Source organism: Vibrio sp. HS-50-1, from assembly GCF_024747315.1.
GTDB classification, from domain to species: Bacteria; Pseudomonadota; Gammaproteobacteria; order Enterobacterales; family Vibrionaceae; genus Vibrio; species Vibrio diabolicus.
In genome coordinates this window covers 1-17,581 of record NZ_JAMPZF010000031.1, presented here as the reverse complement: position 1 = coordinate 17,581, position 17,581 = coordinate 1, and the positions used below count along the sequence as shown (strand labels likewise).

The following is a 17,581-nucleotide window of genomic DNA, read 5'->3' as shown; positions in this document are numbered from 1 at the left end:
GATTTGGCACGCGTGGCATTTTTAGCATGCGTTGGGTTCAGTGTTTACGGCGCTTTGCAGAGGCTTATGTATTGCGTGCCGGCACCCCTTAACGCGGCGTTATGTGGCTTAGCACACTGATAAGGGCAATATACTTGCCCTTGTTATATTGGCTGGTTAATTTTTACAACCATTTTTCTCACATGTCACTTTGCTAGTAGTATTTGTCCAGTGACTAGGGTTTTCCTTTGTATTAAATCCACAACCGGTAGTTCCACCCTTTTGTCCTTTGTGTACAATGCTTGGCCCATCTGGTGGGGTGTGCTTCACAGGCATATTATATCCTTATTCAAATTGCCGTTATTGGCAGTAACAACATAGTTTAAAATTGCATCAAATATGACATCTGGTGCGTATTTTTTGCATATTTGAGATGTTAAACGACACTAATACACCACCACATAACAAAGCATTTAAGAGGGATTCACAACGCTTGGCAGTTTTGGTTTGAATTGGCTTTAGTGTTTACGGCACAATGGTTTAGGTCGGGTGGTTTGCGTTGTTCACCCCTTAATGCGGCGTTAGGGCTCAATCGCACAAGTTATTACAAGGATGATTATAAATGTTGGAGCAATACTTATTTCTACTACCAATCGCTACGCTGTTACTCTTTGGTGCGATGACACCAGGCCCTTCATTTATCTTGGTTGCGCAAACAGCTATGTCAAAATCTAGAACTGAAGCCATGTGTATTTCTATAGGCTTAGGTTTGGGGGCAAGTACATTTGCATTTATTGCCTCAATGGGGCTCATTGCACTTTTTGAAGCTGTGCCAGAGTTTTACGCAGCTTTCAAAGTTCTTGGTGGCCTATATCTATGTTATTTGGGGGTGAAAATGTGGCGTGCGAGCAAAAGCAAAGTTGTTTCTACTGACGTAGAGCTAACTAACAAACCCGCGCATTTTAAGGCGGTAGCTCTTGGCTTGGCGACACAGTTAAGTAATCCAAAGACTGCAATTGTATTTAGCAGTGTGTTTGCAGCTATGCTACCCGTGAAAGTTCCTGCTCATACAACATCAATATTAGTTGTTGGCGTGTTTGTCTTAAATTTTTCTTGGTACTTCCTAGTTTCAATTTTGTTATCAAGCCCAAAGGCTCAAGCCAGTTATTTACGATTTAAGTCCTATATCAACAAAGGTTCAAGTGTATTAATGGGGTCAATGGGTAGTAAGTTTGTTGCTGAGAGTTTCAAGCCCTAACAAACTGTTCAAGAGGGATTCGCAACGCGTGGCATTTTCACTATGCGTTGGTTTAAGTGATTAAGGTGGTATGCGGCGGCTTTGGTATTGCGTTGCTCACCCCTTAACAGGGCGTTAGTTGCCAACGATGAAAACGCAGCTTAAACAGAATGTTTAGAGTTAAAGTCAGTGTGTTTTTGGTGGGGTTTCGTACTTCAATTTTAAATCGTTCGGGTCTGTGAAAATCGTTCTCAGGTTTCTTTTGTGGTTGGATTTTCTGTTTCAGAAACCGATTTATTTGTTGAAAGTCAGCTCGGTGACATTGTCTGTCTAAAAGAGCTTTTTGGTGTTGTTGGTTTGTTTTCTGAGGCGCTTTGAGTTCCAAGTGGTTCAGTGACAGTCGCTTTTAAACTACGCCTGATTTTAGTTTTTCAAAACACATAAAAACATAGTTGGCAAAGCAGTCATTGGCTTCAAATCAAAGCTTTAGGTTTGGCAACTAACAAAGCATTTAAGAGGGATTCTCAACGCTTGGCATTTTTGGTTTGATTCAGTTTTAGTGTTTACGGCACAATGGTTTAGGTTAGGTGGTGGCGTTGTTCACCCCTTAATGCGGCGTTAGTTACCCGTCATGCCTCACATTTACCAAAATAGATCCCAAAATTAAATACTAGCGAATGATATATTCAACTGTAGAGATATTCGTATCTTAAGCACTGGCACTTCAACAGACTTAACCATTTAAGAAGAGTCGCTTCATGTAACCCAAGTTTAGGAGAATCAAGTAACTGCACTACTACCCGATTAACCGTAGTTTGTAGTGGATAGGTAAACTACCCGTACTATGAGGACTCATATTATGGGTGCACATTTATTGATTGAGGTCAGTCTACAGCTGAGCCTTACTTTAGATGCTGCTGCTCAGATCATCTCTGGTATGTCATCTGAAGATTTTCGTAATATCTGTCAAGGTATTGCGTCTCTAATTTTGGCATGTAAAAAGAAATCTGCGTAAGTAGTTGAAATATATTGCTCTAATCTAATAGAGCATCTTTGTACGTAGCTATGCGTTAAATAGATAAAAATGAAATTTCAAATGTAGCAGCGTCTTTTTCTCGTCTGACTTCGAGTTTGGCGCTCACCTCAAGGTAACTAACAAGGCGTTTAAGACGGATTCCCAACGCTTGGCATTTTCGGTTTGATTCAGCTTTAGTGTTTACGGCACAATGGTTTAGGTCGGGTGGTAGCGTTGCTCACCACTTAACGCGGCGTTAGTCGCCAGAAAAAGCTAGCAGTCAAAATCACGTTTCTAAGCTTAAAATTTGGCTGATGATCGTTTGATACGCAGGTGCGTCGGCGATGCTCAAAACTCAGTTTCAACTGTTTCAAGTCCCAAGTTTTGTAAATGTCCTAGCGGTTGTTTTGTTCTTTGGTGCTGACAGTGCAGGGCAATCGAGAGTCTATTTTGGCTTGCAACTCCGCTCGGTGAGTTTGTTGGTACAAAAGCCGATTTACTCGCTGAAGTGACTTTTTCTCTGGTGTGGTAAGTTCCACATGGTTTCAGTGACTTTGTTGAAAGTCCGCACTGTGAGATTGGCTTTCCAAAGGCTCTTTTTGGTGTTGTCGGTCCGTTTTCTGTGGCGCTGTTTATTCTAAGTGGTTTCATTGAGTAGCCGCTTTGAGACTACGCCTGACTTAAATGCATCAAAGCACATAAAGTTTGTTGTTCGCAAAGTTTAGTTCAGCTTAAAATTGTCGCTCGGTGCCTCGCGACTAACAAACTGCTCAAGAGGGATTCGCAACGCGTGGCATTTTTACTATGCGTTGATTTTAGTGATTAAGGTGGTATGCGGCGGCTTCGGTATTGCGTTGCTCACCCTTAGCAGGGCGTTAGGTTTACGAGTTAACATGGGAAGTTAAAGTGGATAAATCTGAGTTGATAAAGCGACTTGAGGAGTTAGGTGTAGGGCTAGAGCGTTTTACAGTCCAGTTAACCGACTATGTCCATACATGGTCTGAAGCCTATGATCTCATTGTTAGTGCGATTGCGCCTAATTTGGGCGGTGTGGCTATTTATCATATAGGTAGTACAGCGATCCCAGGCTCAATTGCAAAACCGATAATAGATATAGGTATCGCGTATAATGACAATTTAACTCTTAAGCAAAACATTCTAGCGCTCGAATCTCTAGGCTTTACTTGCAAAGGAGAGCAGGGTGTTGAAGGTCGTTGTTTCTTTACATATTACAGCGATAACGAACGTTTCGATTATATCCATGTTCATGCTTATAAGAAGGGTGACTCAAAGTTAAGAAGACATATTCAATTTAGAGATGCTCACATTCAAAACCGAGAGTTGCTAATCGAGTACAATGCCCTCAAACAGGGCTTAGTTGCAAATGGCGTCAGTAGGCAAGATTATCCTGAGGCTAAAGCAGCTTATATTCAAAGAATATTGTCACTTACATCGTAAAATCATAAACCTAACAAACTGTTTAAGAGTGATTCGCAACGCGTGGCATTTTTACTATGCGTTGGTTTTGGTGTTTAAGGTGGTATGCGGGAGCTTCGGCATTGCGTTGCTCACACCTTAGCAGGGCGTTATGTTTTAACCAGATTTCCCAGTTTTAAGAGGACATATGTTGTACGAATTGATGAAACTTACTGATAAAAACCTTTCGACAAAAGAGGTCAAGTATCAAGTCGTTAAACGGTTTAATGATGAAGAAAGGCAGTATATTGATAATTGTATTACAAATGTCAATTACTTTCAGACTTTTGCCTTTTCATGGTTTGCTATATCGAATAATCTCAAGGATTTAAAAATATTAGTGGATGAGTATGCCTTTCAATATAAGGAAACGTTGAGTGGTTCTAGAGATAAAGTTCACTATGTGACAAAGGTAGCGGAAGTTGTAAAAAGCGTATCTAATTTTTTATCTTCTGCGAATTTATTTTTGGCGTTATTGGAAAAAAATAGTAGCTGTGAGGAAACTAAAGAGAAGTGGGTAAATGAAAAGCGAGATATGCATGCTAACCATTTATGCTACCGACTTTGTTATGAATTAAGAAATCATTCACAGCACGCAGGTTTGCCGGTTTCAGGTGTTCAAGCTAACAACATTGGCTCGAATGATGTACATGGCGAGATTTACTTAGACAGAGAAGTTATTATTTCTGATAGCAAGTCCACGAAGAAACTAAAAAATATATTCATGAATATGACGGAGATGTAAGTCTAATTCCTATTTTTGATGACTATTTATCAGTGGTTTCTAAATTATTTGTATATTTCCTAGAACTAAATATGCAATATTATAAGTCAATTCCAGAATTTTTTGAACAATACTCACAATATACAGACCAAAGAAGTTCGCTAATCTATGTGTCTAATAAAGTACCTGATGATGAGATTCTTTCTAATATGACCAGATTACAACTTGGTACTTTTGAATGGGTTCTTGATATCACAAAGCAATGTCATGAGTTAAAAAAAACATAACAAAGCATTTAAGAGTGATTCTCAACGCTTGGCATTTTTCATTCCACCGTTGAGTTCAGTGTTTACGGTGGTATGGTTGGGTTTCGTGGTAGCGTTGTTCACACCTTAATGCGGCGTTAGTTTGCAAGAGGAAAAACGCAGCTATATCGCAAGAACTAGTGGTAAAAGCTCAAAGTCGAAATTGTCGTATCGCGTTCAATTTCAGTGTTAACTAGCGTGGTGAAAATCCAAAATTGGCATCGTTTCAACGGTTGATTTGTTCTTTGGCGCGGTGACTTTGGGGTTAACTGAGTCTAAGTTTTTTGCTGAAACTCTGCTCGTTGAGTTTGTTGGTACAAAAGCCGATTTACTCGCTGAAATGGCGTTTTCTCTGGTGTGGTAAGTTCATGTGGTTTCAGTGGCTTTGTTGAAAGTCCGCATTGTGAGATTGGTTTTCCAAAAGCGCTTTTTGGTGTTGTGAGTTCGTTTTCTGCGGCGTTGTTTGTTCCACGTGGTTTCATTGACTAGCCGCTTTTAGACTACGCCTGACTTAAGTGCATCAAAATACATAAAGTTTATTGTTTTCAAAGTTTAAAATGACTTAAAATCAATGCTTTGGGTTTGCAAACTAACAAACTGCTCAAGAGGGATTCGCAACGCGTGGCATTTTCACTATGCGTTGAATTTAGTGATTAAGGCGGTATGCGGCGGCTACAGTATTGCGTTGCTCACCCCTTAGCAGGGCGTTAGCCGTCAAAGCACATAATTAGGAAAGGAGTCCTAAATTGAAAATTGCATTAGTCACAGGTGGCTCAAAAGGTATCGGTTTGTATTCAGTTCTTCGGCTCGTGAAGCAGGGATATAAAGTTATTACGTGCTCGCGTTCGAAGAAGACTTGGCTTGATGTAATGCAAAAATATCCAGAGTTAAAATCTGTTGATTACCAGTCAGTTGACATTGCGGATGAGCAACAATTAGACGGTTTATTTGCTCACATTGCAGCTCACTACGGAAAATTGGATGTGGCGGTAAATAACGCTTCTCCGGCTCTTGCTTCTAGAGGTCATCTGCCTCAAGTCGATGTACCACTTCTCAAAGAAACACTTCATGTGGATTTTTTGTGCCAAGCCTTGTGTTTGAGGTCTGAACTGAAACTAATGGAGGCAGGAGCATCCATAGTAAATGTAAGTTCCGTTAATGGTCTTAGACCAACACCCAATGCGTCAATGTATAGTGCTGCTAAACACGCCCTTGAGGGGCTGACTAGATCTGTTGCCCTAGAAAGCATTAAATCTGGAATTCGAATCAATGCAGTTGCTCCCGGTGTAACGTGGACTCCCCGATGGGAAGAAAGGCAACTTGAAAACTCTAATATCCGCGCTGATGTTTCTGACGTAGTACCAATCAATCGTTTTGGCGAAATCGACGAAATCGTGAATGCAATTGAGTTTTTATTATCAGATAAAGCTAGCTATATCGTCGGTCACACGTTGGTAGTTGATGGTGGGCTATCGTTGGCATGAGCGGCTAACAAACAATTTAAGAGTGATTCGGCACGCGTGGCATTTTTACTATGCGTTAGTTTTAGTGGTTAAGGTGGTATGCGGCGGTATCGGCATTGCGTGCCTCACACCTTAATTGGGCGTTATTTTTTTTTAGGTGAGTTATGGAGAAAATAATATCAACAGCTTTTGTAGATATGTGTGGTACTTATGAGCGGATGCTATGTTCATTTTATCCAGCGAGAGACTCAACAGGATTTACAGAGCAAAATCAGGTTCACAACTTTGTGAACGCATTAAAAACTGCGTTAGATGATGAAAACTCGGTACATTGGTTAGAGTTCCCGTGGGTCAAGAAGAATGAGCATATTGATGGGATGGTATTTTCTCCAAAATATAAATCAATATTTTACATTGAAGCAAAGCGCCTTTCTAAATCGATTCAAAAGTCACTAGTGGTGAAAGATATTGAAAGGGTAGTTAGTAGTGATCGGTCTTTTATCAATTGCAATGACCTTTATGCTGATCATGAATACATAATTGTTTTGTCTGATGTCTGGCTTGAAGATAAATGGAAAACGGCAATTCCCCATTGGTGGTTGGGCTGCGAAGAACTTCCTGTTCAATTTCAGTCTTGGGAGTTCAAACATAAAAGAAAGCTAGCTAAGCCAAAAAGTACTCTCCAAAAAGAACTACACACAAGAAACATAGATTGGGTAAACTCAAATTCCCTTGTTTATTTGGTTGGCGAAAAAGTAGATAAGGTAAAGAACTACTGCCTATTATTAGCAAGCAAAAAAATATAACAAAGCATTTAAGAGTGATTCGCAACGCTTGGCAGTTTCGCTTCGCTCAAGTATAGCCAAGCGCCGCTCACACCTTAATGCGGCGTTATGTGTTCCGAACGGAGATAGGAAATAATGACAAAGAGAACACTGTTTTTACTCTATCCGGGGGCTATTTCCTATGAAGTAATGTACGCGATAGAGTGTTTAGGAGCGTATGGGAAAGTTGATATCACCACCCCAGAGAATCATAATCATACCGATTCCTCAGGTCTAAGAATTTGCCCCACCGTTAACTTTGAGGACGTATGTATTACGGACTATCAAGCTCTTCTGATCCCTGGAGGAAATCCCGATTCAATAATGGGAAGCGACCAAATTGCTAGTTTCATCCAGAAAGCCCATGAATCATCACTAGTTATTGGTGGCATATGTGCGGGAGTATTAGTCTTAGCAAGAGCTGGCATTCTAAAGGGTGTCAAAATTACCCATAATTATACGGAAAAATACGCCCCAGAATCTTCGGTACAGCTCACTCGACCATATTGGGAGGGAGCTATCTATGAAGAGTCTTTGGTTCAAGTCGACAAGCGCATAGTGACAGCGATGCCCAATGGGTACGTTGATTTTGGGCTAGCGGTGGCTGAAGCACTAGAGTTGCTAGATCGTAAGCAAAAACAGTTTATTCTGAGCTATCACAAGCAAGGTGCTCATTAAACACATAACAAATTGTTCAAGAGTGATTCGGCACGCGTGGCATTTTTACTGTGCGTTAACTTTAGTGGTTAAGGTGGTATGCGGGGGCTTAGGTATTGCGTGCCTCACACCTTAACAAGGCGTTAGTTGCGCGTGAAAATAGAGAGTATATGAGAGAAAGTTGGGTTCGATACGATGATATCGAAGAAAAGAGGCAAGGCTACTTTGTTGTATATCGCCCTGTATTCACAGGCGAAGACCATGCCATGCTAAAAATTCATATTTATGAGCCAGAATTAGTTTCTGAAATAAAGACGATCGCTGAACATGAGTTAGGTGTGTGGGCAAAGCGATATGCTACTCCAATTATGGTTATTGTAAAAAATTTCACTCAATCCGATTGGAGAACCAAAGATATTGTTGGTCACAATTTTTTGCTTGGTTATGCTGTTGGTAATGATGTTATAGCGCATTGGGATGAATATCCTAAGTCACAAGAACCACAGTTTGACTTATCAAAAGAGACATTAGCAGCCATTTATTCTGGTTTAAATAACCGAACTTTGGAGCAAGTAATTGAGCAACAAAAGGAAGAATTAAAAGGTCGAAAATTACTATTATTTGTTATGACTTTTTGGTTTTGTATTATTCCTGCTTTTATCGCATATCTAGGTTGGTCAAGTCCGTTCTTTTCTTTACTAGCTCTATTATACAGTTGGTATTTAGCTACGAAGAAAGGGCTTCAGCTGTGGGGTAAGAAAAAGAAATCACAAAAGGAATTAGATGAGGAAAAAGAGAACTTACAGAAAGAACATCACCATTATCATTGTAAGCTTAACCCTGATGCATTCCTTAAGTTAAAGTGTGAGAACTTCAAGAAAGAACGCCTAGAAAGAGAGAGAGGGAAGATTGAGGAAATGCGCAACTAACAAACTGTTCAAGAGTGATTCGCAACGCGTGGCATTTTTACTATGCGCTGCGTTTAGTGTTTAAGGTGGTATGCGGGCGCTCCTGCATTGCGTTGCTCACACCTTAACAGTGCGTTATGTAGCCGCGAGAGGACGGTGAGTTAAAAGGATTTATATATGTTAAATATTCGGCAAGCTCGCATTGAAGATATCAGTGTTATCAAGAAACTACAGTTTCAGCTTAATGAGTATCATCAAGCAAATTTACCTGATGACTTTTTATCACCGGAAGAAATTGAACAAAAAATAGACCTACACAAGATAATCAAAAGTGAAAGCTCGATTTTTCTGGTAGCCGAAAGCAAAGGGCAGTTAGTAGGTTTTGTTTTTGGTGAGCTATGGGTTCGTAAGTCTTGGACTCTCAAAGAGCGAAAGATCGCAAACGTTGAACAGATTGTTGTGGATTCATGCTTTAGGAGTCAAGGTGTTGGAGTGGCGCTAATAGAGGCATTTGAGGAAAGGGCTATTTCTAACGGCGGAGAAGAGCTGTGGTTAGAAGTATATTCTTTCAATGAATCAGCTCTAGCTTTGTATCGCAAAGCTGGTATTGAGCCCAAGATCCAAATTGGACAGAAAGCACTAACCTGAAAGTCGGCTACATAACAAATTGTTCAAGAGTGATTCGGCACGCGTGGCATTTTTACTATGCGTTAGTTCTAGTGGTTAAGGTGGTATGCGGAAGCTTAGGTATTGCGTGCCTCACACCTTAACAAGGCGTTAGCACTAGGTTGGTATCAAAGGCTAAAAGTTTCTGTTTTTATTGGTTTCTTTTCCTCGCTTTGCACCTGATCAAATGTGCCTTTCACGTTCGCTCCGGTGGCACTAGATGTGAAGTTTTCGCTTTGAGTTTACCGTTTACGGTTTCTAACTTTCGGGCAATTTCTCTGGTGTGGTTTCTTTGGCGCTGAGCAATTTTCGGCAAAACAAACGTTTTTTGTCGCTGTTGTTCAAGTTCGAAGCCCGTATTCTTTGCTAAATTTAAAGCGGTGAAAAAGGGCAGTTAAGTATGTTTTTCTTCTAGCCAACTTGCGTTTTGTGGCTGAGTTCTAGTTTAGTCGTTGTCCATTTAGCTTTGGTGTTTTATGTCATTGTTTTCGTGCTATATTTCAACATCTTGGTGTGTTTCAAAAGCTTCAAGGGCAGCGTACTAACAAACAATTCAAGCGTGATTCAGCACGCGTGGCATTTTTGGTATGCGGTGGTTTTTGTGTTGAAGTGCCATGCGGAAGCTTGGGCATTGCGTGCTTCACACCTTAATTGGGCGTTAGGTGCTTGATGGAAAAGGTAAGTATGGAAATTGCTTTTCGGCAGATAAACATTGATGATTTCGAATTATGCGTTGCCGCGAGAAAAGATGCCTACTTTTGTAGCTTTGGGCATTACGATGGTTTCGACGACTTCATCAGTGGTTATCGTGAACGAGTCTTTGAACGGTTAACGACATCAGGATGGTTCTACATCCATGTATTTGTGGATGGTCAGTTTGCAGGGCAATTAGAGTTTCGTAGTTTTTCACCTGAACCGGAAACTGGCTATGTCCATCTCATTTACTTAAAACCGAATTTTCGTGGATTAGGACTCGCTCCAAAAGTGCAGGATTATATAGCAAGCACTTTGATTCAGGCGGGTTGTTTGCGGGCAGTACTTTCAGTAAGTCGGACTAACCGTCGAGCTCTTACATTCTATAAGCGCCATGGTTGGGAGTTCGTGCGTGAGAATCCTAAGCACGATGAAACAGACTTTTACCAACTTTGGCTACGCACCTAACAAACAATTTAAGAGTGATTCGGCACGCGTGGCATTTTTACTATGCGTTGGTTTTAGTGGTTTAGGTGGTATGCGGCAGCTTCGGTATTGCGTGCCTCACACCTTAATTGGGCGTTATGCGACTAAGCAAAAATCTTCTATGTCTCTCTTTCTCGCTCTCTTTGGCCATCTGTTTTATGGTGTCGGCAAGTCAGCATTGTCGGCCTAAATTTTTGAATCACTCAGGCCGTAAAACATGCCAAAGTCCGCAGGTTGCCTCATTGGGATTCCGCGTCGGTTTGTGGTGATTTTGGCTGGCGTAAAGTGTGGTAAGGGCAAGTTTATAGGCAGTTCTTCATTTGCTGGTCTTCCGCCGCGTGAGTTTCTCGAAGCAAAAGCTGAGTCATGCGCTGAAATTCACCATTAGTCACTTGTCGGAAGTTGGTCTGTAACATAGTGACTTCAGCTGTTCAGTGAATCACAAAAAGTGCTTGGTTTGTTTGTGGTTTTTCGTGTCTAAGGTAATCTTTCAGTGCCCAACTTGGCTTGGTAGGTGAATTCGCATAACAAACAATTCAAGCAGACCCTCAACGCTCGGCGATTTTGGTTTGCGTCGGGTTTAGTGTTGCCGAGCAATGCGGAAAGTTAGCCAGTGCGTTTCGGGCTACTTAATTGGGCGTTAGGCGACATGAGATAAACGATAGAGTAGTGATAGTATCTTGGCGTGAATCTAGCTTCAGTTAATAGAAAAGGAGTGGATTAATGAATGGTAAAGCATTTGATAATTGGCAAAAATCTCGAAAGAAAGGATGTTTAAATTGGCTTTTCAGAACAACTTTCGTCGCAGCCATTTTGTACATGATTTTTAATGTTATTTTCCTTTATCCATCTTCTGATGCGGCAAGCATTACGATTTTCTTATCGGATAATGCTCTTAATTACTCAATTTACACGATCGGGATGTTTTTCGCATTTTGGGCTATTTGGCTATACAACGAATCTTCGTATGAGAAAGAAGTTAAACGTAGAAATGTCGCCTAACAAACTGTTCAAGAGGGATTCGCAACGCGTGGCATTTTCACTATGCGTTGGTTTTTGTGTTTAAGGTGGTATGCGGCGGCTCTTGTATTGCGTTGCTCACCCCTTAACAGGGCGTTATAACTTTTGAGGAAAAAATGGAATTTCGTGAAGCAAGAATTGAAGATCTAGAGCAATTATCTAAGCTTTTTCATTCTTACCGTCAGTTGTCGGTGAGCATAGATAGTACTGCTACTGAAAGTGAATCTTCAGATTGGATAGCATCTAGGTTAAATGATGGCAGTGGTGTGTTTCTACTAGCAATAGCCAAAGAGCAAGTAATTGGTTTTGTGACGTTATACCAAGGGTTCAGTTCAGTTTCGTTGAAAAAGTACTGGGTGTTAAATGATCTTTATGTATCTACGAACGCTAGGGGGACAGGGCTTGGACGAGCCTTAATGGAATTCGCCGAAACGTACGCTAAAAGTACTCATGCGAAAGGTATTGAACTAGAAACATCGCTTGATAACGTTGTAGCTCAATCACTTTATGAAGATTTAGGCTATTTGGAAAATACAAAATATAAACAGTACTTCAAAAAAGTACAGTTATAACAAACAATTTAAGTGTGATTCACCACGCTTGGCATTCTTGGTTTGGGTTTAGTTAAGTGATTAGGGCGTCCAAATTGAGTTGTGTGGTAGCGTGGTTCACACCTTAATTGGGCGTTATGTGATTGGAGCAACATGGAAAAATTAGCGCATGAAATATGGATATTTGATGGTGAACCCGTTCAGTTCTTAGGGTTGCCTTTTTCCACTCGAATGACGGTTGTTAGACTTTCTAGTGGAGATTTATGGGTTCATAGTCCAATCAAATTATCTGAGTCAATTGCAGAGCAAATTGACAGTTTAGGTTCTGTTAAATATTTAATTGCCCCCAATCATCTACACCACTTGTTCTTATCTGAATGGATTGCGGCCTTTCCAAACGCAGAAGTCTATGGGACAAACGAGGTGATAAAAAAGCGTAGCGATATTTCTTTTCATACATCTCTTAATAACCCGCAAAGTTATGCTTGGGAGCCTGACATTGAACAAGAATTGTTTTCTGGTTCTCCGCTAATGGAAGAATGTGTGTTTTACCATAGCAGTTCAAGTACGTTAATTGTTACTGACCTGGTTGAGAACTTTTCAGGTAAAGACTTTAACTACTGGCAACGGGTTGTGGCCAAAGGTGTTGGTATACTTGCCCCTAATGGGCAAATGCCTTTGGATTGGCGTTTAAGCTTCATGTTTGGTAAAGCGGACGCGCGGAAACACCTCAATAGGTTGTTGTCTTGGAACCCGCAAATATTGGTCATGGCTCACGGTGAAATCGTCACTGAAAATGCAGACAAATTCTTACAAAAGTCTTTCAAATGGTTAGTATGAGAAACCTTTGAGAAAATCACATAACAAAGCATTTAAGAGGGATTCTCAACGCTTGCCGGTCTTGGTTCAAAGTTCAGCTTCAATGTTTATGGCACAATGGTTTAGGTCGGGTGGTTTGCGTTGTTCACCCCTTAATGCGGCGTTATGTACTTGGAGAAAAATATGGATTTTCTCGTAGGTGTAGACCTTCAGGATTCATTTGTTTTGGGTTGGCACTACAATGATCAAACTCTTGAAATTGAACTAGAGTTTAGCATCTGGCCTGAGTCTAAATATTATGAAGCTCCCAAAATAGGTGAGCATACTTGCTATCGTTTGGGGTCTCTTCTTTTTGAGGGTTTTAAGTATTAATGGGCTCTTGAATCAAAATGATATGCAGCCGACCATAGACCTTGACGGTTCAAAAGACTACGGAAACATCGACTACTTTGAAAAGAACCAATCATATTTCAAGGTGGTAGGTGGTTTTGGGAGCATAGAATTTGAAAGCTCAGGTGTTCATTTTAAACTACGTACATAACAAACTGTTCAAGAGGGATTCGCAACGCGTGGCATTTTTACTATGCGTTGAATTTAGTGATTAAGGTGGTATGCGGCGGCTTTTGTATTGCGTTGCTCACCCCTTAACAGGGCGTTATGTTTTACTTTGATTTAGATGAAATAAAAGGCTATTTGGCGCTTATTTCTTTGGTCTCTTTGGCAATTCGTTCGAGTTGTCTCAGCAATTCAATATTGTCTGCCCAAGTTCTGGAATCCCTCAAACATAATCACGCTTCAAAGTTCGTGGGTTGCTTCAATTTGAAATTGCATTTGCGCGTTGATAATCGGTTTGGCTTAAAGTCGCTTTAAGTGTATTTTCCAATTAGCAAATTGGCAGCGGGTCTTTTGGCAATTTAAGTTTTGTTTGGCGCTGTTTTGAAAGGGATGCAGGCTCTTGTTGAAAGCTATTTAAAATTGCCGCAATGAAGCTTTTGGGAATTACACGCTTCGTGTTTATCTCTTTTGTCGGCTTATTCCGCAAAGCTATGTGACGCAAGTTAAACAATTGCTTATGCAATTCAGTTCTTTGCCATGTGAGCGAGTCAGTTGTGGTAAAACATAACAAACTGTTCAAGCAGATTCGGCACGCGTGGCATTTTTGGTTTGCAGCGATTTTAGTGTTTACGGAGTAGTGCAGAAGCCTTTGTATAGCATGCCTCACTACTTAACAGGGCGTTATGCGACAAGGCAAAATTTTTAGGTTTCTCCAAATTTAATCTCTTTGGCTATTCGCTTTTTGGTTTCGGCAAATCAGTCTTTTCGGCTGAAATTCTTGAATCACTCAAACCGTAAAACATGCCAAAATTCGTGACGTTGCCTCATTAAAAACTGCATTTGTGCGCGGAAAGTTTGTCGGTCGCAAAGTGTGGAAAGGGCAAGTTTACGGAAAGTCGGTATTCGCTGAAATTTCGGTTCGTTAAGTTTCTCACAATTAAAAGCCAAATCTTCGCTTTAAAGCAGCCTTTCGCACTTGTGGCGGTCTTTTTACGAAATGTTGAATCCGTTGGTTCTTGAATCACAAAAAGTCATCTGCTCGTTTGTAGTTTTCCGTGTTTAAGGTAATGTTTTCGTTAGCCAATTTAGCATTGTCGAAAAATCGCATAACAAACAATTTAAGCAGATTCGCAACGCGTGGCAGTTTTGGTTTGCAGTGAGTTTTGTGTTTAAGGTGCAATGCAGCGGCTTGGTCAGTGCGTTGCTCACTACTTAATTGGGCGTTAGCTGTCTTAACTAGGAGTATATATAATGATTGATGGTGTGCAGGAGACTCCTTTGTGGGTAGTTAGCATGTCTACAATTCTGGCTTTCTTACCGCTTATAAAACTTTTACATCACATATTGCACTCTAATCGGTCTTACAAAGTCCAAAGTTTAGAAGCTCTTTCTAAAGTGTTAAGTGGCACTGAGAACATTAGCAACAGACTCGTTGCTGAGCAGTTGTTTATTAATCAATTCAAGGTACGTGTTGATTATGAAACCATAGTAGCTTTGCTTGCTTTCGAAGCACCGACAAAAGCAATAAACCTCTACCGAAACTCAAACAAGTATTTGAAAACGGCTAAAGGTCGATTGGTCTATGAAGATAAATATCAATGCTCGAAGAAAAGGCGTTTAGAAAAGTATATAAGACCAATTCGAAATCATATTTTATATTGGTTCTTCGCGATGATAGCTGGTTTTATTGGTTTGTACGTATATCGCTCGTTTAACATAGATACAATATTTCACACCAATTACGTACTTTTCAATGGGGCAGTTTGGGCGCTCTGTTCGTTAGGTAGCTTTATTTGCGTAATAATAGCGGTAAGATGTCTTACCGATACTACAAGCATTAAAGATGCAGAGGCTTTGATTAGTCTAAGCAATCAATATAAAAGTACACCCAAATGGCTTTACTAAAATACAGCTAACAAACTGTTTAAGAGTGATTCGCAACGCGTGGCATTTTTACTATGCGTTGCGTTTGGTGTTTAAGGTGGTTTGCGGCGGCTTTGGTATTGCGTTGCTCACACCTTAACAGGGCGTTATGTTGCTCCATCAGCAGTGATTCAAAATATTACAATTGAGGTATTATGAATATTTATCAACAAAACAATACATCAGTTAGGTTTACATCGGTTCAAATTGTGAATGTTACCTTTTATCAAATTGTTATTGACTCAAACGTCAATAATCTACTAAGTAGGTTGAAAGTAAGTTTTTCTGAACTAGAGAATTTAGTGAAGCTGAAAATGTCTTCAAGTGATGTTAAAAGAAAAGCGATTGAAATTAATTCGACCCTCGAAGTGTTGATGAACTCAACGAATGAGGTTGATTTTAACTCCAGATATGAATTTTCAAAAAAGTTAATTGAATCTTGTGTCTGTGTAATAAATAAATACCAAGAAACAGAGAGAGATGAACAGTTTGGGGTTGAGCTTAGGCAAAAACTAACATCAGACTGTAATAGCTTTTTTGAGCGGGAGTTTGGAAATCAGCTAAATTCAAACTTTTGGTATGAGCTTAAATACTTTGAATGGTTACAGAAAGAAGGTTTTATTGAGAATCACCTAACTTTTCACAATCCAAGTCATGATCGATATTTTACGGATGATTATCTTGAAAAGTTTTTTAGTGATAATCGCGGTGATATTATTAGGAAAATGCTAAATGAGCAGAGAAGTGATGGCTACCTGCGTGTAAGTAGCCCACTAGCAGACAATAGAACAAACATGATCTTTCAAGCATATAAACAACTACCATCCGCAACATAACAAAGCATTTAAGAGTGATTCCCAACGCATGGCATTTTTCATTCCATCGTTGGGTTCAGTGTTTACGGTGGTATAGTTGAGTTTAGTGGTAGCGTTGCTCACACCTTAATGCGGCGTTAGACATCAAGGAGAAATAATGAGTGACACTCAAATTGAAAAAATCAGAATAAGTTGCCCTATTTGTAGTAACAAGCATATGTATAAGCTCGAAGTTAGTAAGTCAATGGTTCTGTATCATATGACACCTGGAATGGATACTTCTACAAAGTATGTAAGGGTCAGAAGGTTATTTACTTGTGCTAATGATACAAAAAAGGATTTTCAGGCGGTCATAAAACTTCCTCAGCATTTTGGAGAAAAAATAGATGGTGTCAAAGTGTTGCCCAACTAAGGAAAATGATGAAATCGAGATAGAGGAAATTTGTGAAATTACTCCTCATACTAAAGCGGTAATGCAAGCAGGAGAAGTATCACTCGTTAATTCAATAGAGACCTCTCGTGAATTTTGTAAATCGATGATAACGATTTCTTTTTCCTCAATACCAATTTACTTAGCGTTGCTAAAAGTTTATACGAAAGATGGTGCCAACATACCCGAAATATTTGGATGGTCTTGGAGTTTGCCTGTTATTTTAGCGTTACTTTCTGCAACATGCGCTTTGATAGGTTATTTGCCGGGCAAAAAGTTAATTTCATTAGATCTTCCGGACGAAGTTGAAAGGTTTTTGAGTGACGCTGCTACTAGTCGTTTTTATGCCGGAGTCCTGAGTTTTTTATGTTTGGGTGTTTCTATACTTTATGCGTCTTGGGTAATCGTAAGCCAAGATGTCTAACAAACAATTTAAGAGTGATTCAGCACGCTTGGCATTTTTGGTTTGGGTTGAGTTCAGTGTTTACGGTGTTCAAATGAAGTGCCGTGGTCGCGTGCTTCACACCTTAATTGGGCGTTAGGTGCTTGAAGGAAAAAGTAAGTATGGAAATTGTTTTTCGGCAGATAAACATTAGTGATTTCGAATTATGCGTTGCTGCGAGAAAAGATGCATACTTTTGTAGTTTTGGGCATTACGATGGTTTCGACGACTTCATCAGTGGTTATCGCGAACGACTCTTAGACCGGTTAGTAACATCAGGATGGTTTTATATCCATATATTTGTGAATGGTCAGTTCGCAGGGCAGTTGGAGTTTCGCAGTTTTTCACCTGAACCGGAAACTGGCTATGTGCATCTCATTTACTTAAAGCCGAGTTTTCGTGGGTTGGGACTCGCTCCAAAAGTGCAGGATTATATTGTAAGCACTTTGAGTAAAGCAGGTTGTTTGCGTGCTGTACTGTCAGTAAGCCGAACTAACCATCGAGCTCTCACATTCTATAAGCGTTATGGTTGGGAGTTCGTGCGTAAGAATCCCAAGCACCATGAAACAGACTTTTACCAACTTTGGCTTCGC

20 protein-coding genes are annotated in these 17,581 nt (G+C 40.2%); 19 read left to right on the top strand and 1 reads right to left on the bottom strand.

Features of this window, described 5'->3' with window-relative positions; genetic code table 11:
- The first annotated feature begins 601 nt into the window (after positions 1–601).
- On the top strand, positions 602–1,237 hold the full coding sequence (locus tag NDJ01_RS15240) for a LysE family transporter (protein ID WP_309474513.1): 636 nt from the start codon (positions 602–604) through the stop codon (positions 1,235–1,237).
- Between the two features lie 838 nt (positions 1,238–2,075).
- Positions 2,076–2,231, top strand: coding sequence for a hypothetical protein (locus tag NDJ01_RS15235; protein WP_156309919.1), 156 nt, complete (start codon positions 2,076–2,078; stop codon positions 2,229–2,231).
- Between the two features lie 348 nt (positions 2,232–2,579).
- Here the strand turns inward: NDJ01_RS15235 and NDJ01_RS15230 are convergent, their stop codons facing one another.
- On the bottom strand, positions 2,580–2,882 hold the full coding sequence (locus tag NDJ01_RS15230; RefSeq protein WP_258586929.1) for a hypothetical protein: 303 nt from the start codon (positions 2,880–2,882) through the stop codon (positions 2,580–2,582).
- A 255-nt stretch (positions 2,883–3,137) separates the two neighbouring features.
- Between NDJ01_RS15230 and NDJ01_RS15225 the strand changes: the two genes are divergently transcribed.
- From NDJ01_RS15225 to NDJ01_RS15085, 17 genes are all read left to right on the top strand, one after another.
- Positions 3,138–3,689, top strand: a complete 552-nt coding sequence (locus NDJ01_RS15225) for a GrpB family protein (RefSeq protein ID WP_080610090.1) — start codon at positions 3,138–3,140, stop codon at positions 3,687–3,689.
- Positions 3,690–3,855: 166 nt separating this feature from the next.
- Positions 3,856–4,452 carry a hypothetical protein gene (locus tag NDJ01_RS15215; RefSeq protein ID WP_258586928.1) on the top strand — a complete coding sequence of 199 codons (597 nt, stop codon included), beginning with the start codon at positions 3,856–3,858 and terminating at the stop codon, positions 4,450–4,452.
- 1,030 nt (positions 4,453–5,482) lie between these two features.
- Entirely contained in the window at positions 5,483–6,220 is a 738-nt protein-coding gene (locus tag NDJ01_RS15205; protein ID WP_053808635.1) for an SDR family NAD(P)-dependent oxidoreductase, read from the top strand.
- A gap of 143 nt (positions 6,221–6,363) precedes the next feature.
- A complete protein-coding gene (locus tag NDJ01_RS15195; RefSeq protein WP_213965709.1) occupies positions 6,364–7,005 on the top strand; it encodes a hypothetical protein in 642 nt (213 codons plus the stop codon).
- Between the two features lie 114 nt (positions 7,006–7,119).
- Positions 7,120–7,701, top strand: a complete 582-nt coding sequence (locus NDJ01_RS15190; protein WP_258586927.1) for a DJ-1/PfpI family protein — start codon at positions 7,120–7,122, stop codon at positions 7,699–7,701.
- Positions 7,702–7,850: 149 nt separating this feature from the next.
- Positions 7,851–8,609: a hypothetical protein gene (locus tag NDJ01_RS15180; RefSeq protein ID WP_258586926.1), complete on the top strand. Its 759-nt coding sequence runs from the start codon at positions 7,851–7,853 to the stop codon at positions 8,607–8,609.
- A gap of 156 nt (positions 8,610–8,765) precedes the next feature.
- Positions 8,766–9,236: a GNAT family N-acetyltransferase gene (locus NDJ01_RS15170; RefSeq protein ID WP_005377057.1), complete on the top strand. Its 471-nt coding sequence runs from the start codon at positions 8,766–8,768 to the stop codon at positions 9,234–9,236.
- A 702-nt stretch (positions 9,237–9,938) separates the two neighbouring features.
- Entirely contained in the window at positions 9,939–10,415 is a 477-nt protein-coding gene (locus NDJ01_RS15155; RefSeq protein ID WP_025558171.1) for a GNAT family N-acetyltransferase, read from the top strand.
- A gap of 741 nt (positions 10,416–11,156) precedes the next feature.
- Positions 11,157–11,435, top strand: a complete 279-nt coding sequence (locus NDJ01_RS15145; protein WP_258586924.1) for a hypothetical protein — start codon at positions 11,157–11,159, stop codon at positions 11,433–11,435.
- 134 nt (positions 11,436–11,569) lie between these two features.
- Positions 11,570–12,025 carry a GNAT family N-acetyltransferase gene (locus tag NDJ01_RS15135; RefSeq protein WP_100088490.1) on the top strand — a complete coding sequence of 152 codons (456 nt, stop codon included), beginning with the start codon at positions 11,570–11,572 and terminating at the stop codon, positions 12,023–12,025.
- Between the two features lie 132 nt (positions 12,026–12,157).
- Positions 12,158–12,844: a DUF4336 domain-containing protein gene (locus NDJ01_RS15130; RefSeq protein WP_237312796.1), complete on the top strand. Its 687-nt coding sequence runs from the start codon at positions 12,158–12,160 to the stop codon at positions 12,842–12,844.
- Between the two features lie 162 nt (positions 12,845–13,006).
- Positions 13,007–13,195: a hypothetical protein gene (locus tag NDJ01_RS15125; protein ID WP_258586923.1), complete on the top strand. Its 189-nt coding sequence runs from the start codon at positions 13,007–13,009 to the stop codon at positions 13,193–13,195.
- Between the two features lie 1,434 nt (positions 13,196–14,629).
- Positions 14,630–15,283 (top strand): hypothetical protein, encoded by a 654-nt coding sequence (locus NDJ01_RS15110; protein WP_258586922.1) that lies wholly within the window; start codon positions 14,630–14,632, stop codon positions 15,281–15,283.
- Between the two features lie 173 nt (positions 15,284–15,456).
- On the top strand, positions 15,457–16,137 hold the full coding sequence (locus tag NDJ01_RS15100) for a hypothetical protein (RefSeq protein WP_258586921.1): 681 nt from the start codon (positions 15,457–15,459) through the stop codon (positions 16,135–16,137).
- A 136-nt stretch (positions 16,138–16,273) separates the two neighbouring features.
- Positions 16,274–16,528 carry a hypothetical protein gene (locus tag NDJ01_RS15095; RefSeq protein ID WP_140222601.1) on the top strand — a complete coding sequence of 85 codons (255 nt, stop codon included), beginning with the start codon at positions 16,274–16,276 and terminating at the stop codon, positions 16,526–16,528.
- The gene (locus tag NDJ01_RS15090; RefSeq protein ID WP_140115075.1) at positions 16,503–16,970 is read left to right on the top strand and encodes a hypothetical protein; all 468 of its coding nucleotides are present in this window, start codon (positions 16,503–16,505) and stop codon (positions 16,968–16,970) included. The genes NDJ01_RS15095 and NDJ01_RS15090 overlap by 26 nt, the downstream gene beginning before the upstream one ends.
- 140 nt (positions 16,971–17,110) lie before the next feature.
- Positions 17,111–17,581 (top strand): GNAT family N-acetyltransferase (locus NDJ01_RS15085; protein WP_258586920.1); only part of this gene is annotated, 471 nt, incomplete at its 3' end.

Coding starts and splice junctions, on each gene's coding strand:
- NDJ01_RS15240 (WP_309474513.1), top strand. CDS start 602: ATGTTGGAGCAATACTTATTTCTACTACCAATCGCTACGCTGTTACTC.
- NDJ01_RS15235 (WP_156309919.1), top strand. CDS start 2,076: ATGGGTGCACATTTATTGATTGAGGTCAGTCTACAGCTGAGCCTTACT.
- NDJ01_RS15230 (WP_258586929.1), bottom strand. CDS start 2,882: ATGAAACCACTTAGAATAAACAGCGCCACAGAAAACGGACCGACAACA.
- NDJ01_RS15215 (WP_258586928.1), top strand. CDS start 3,856: ATGTTGTACGAATTGATGAAACTTACTGATAAAAACCTTTCGACAAAA.
- NDJ01_RS15195 (WP_213965709.1), top strand. CDS start 6,364: ATGGAGAAAATAATATCAACAGCTTTTGTAGATATGTGTGGTACTTAT.
- NDJ01_RS15190 (WP_258586927.1), top strand. CDS start 7,120: ATGACAAAGAGAACACTGTTTTTACTCTATCCGGGGGCTATTTCCTAT.
- NDJ01_RS15180 (WP_258586926.1), top strand. CDS start 7,851: ATGAGAGAAAGTTGGGTTCGATACGATGATATCGAAGAAAAGAGGCAA.
- NDJ01_RS15170 (WP_005377057.1), top strand. CDS start 8,766: ATGTTAAATATTCGGCAAGCTCGCATTGAAGATATCAGTGTTATCAAG.
- NDJ01_RS15155 (WP_025558171.1), top strand. CDS start 9,939: ATGGAAATTGCTTTTCGGCAGATAAACATTGATGATTTCGAATTATGC.
- NDJ01_RS15145 (WP_258586924.1), top strand. CDS start 11,157: ATGAATGGTAAAGCATTTGATAATTGGCAAAAATCTCGAAAGAAAGGA.
- NDJ01_RS15135 (WP_100088490.1), top strand. CDS start 11,570: ATGGAATTTCGTGAAGCAAGAATTGAAGATCTAGAGCAATTATCTAAG.
- NDJ01_RS15130 (WP_237312796.1), top strand. CDS start 12,158: ATGGAAAAATTAGCGCATGAAATATGGATATTTGATGGTGAACCCGTT.
- NDJ01_RS15125 (WP_258586923.1), top strand. CDS start 13,007: ATGGATTTTCTCGTAGGTGTAGACCTTCAGGATTCATTTGTTTTGGGT.
- NDJ01_RS15110 (WP_258586922.1), top strand. CDS start 14,630: ATGATTGATGGTGTGCAGGAGACTCCTTTGTGGGTAGTTAGCATGTCT.
- NDJ01_RS15100 (WP_258586921.1), top strand. CDS start 15,457: ATGAATATTTATCAACAAAACAATACATCAGTTAGGTTTACATCGGTT.
- NDJ01_RS15095 (WP_140222601.1), top strand. CDS start 16,274: ATGAGTGACACTCAAATTGAAAAAATCAGAATAAGTTGCCCTATTTGT.
- NDJ01_RS15090 (WP_140115075.1), top strand. CDS start 16,503: ATGGTGTCAAAGTGTTGCCCAACTAAGGAAAATGATGAAATCGAGATA.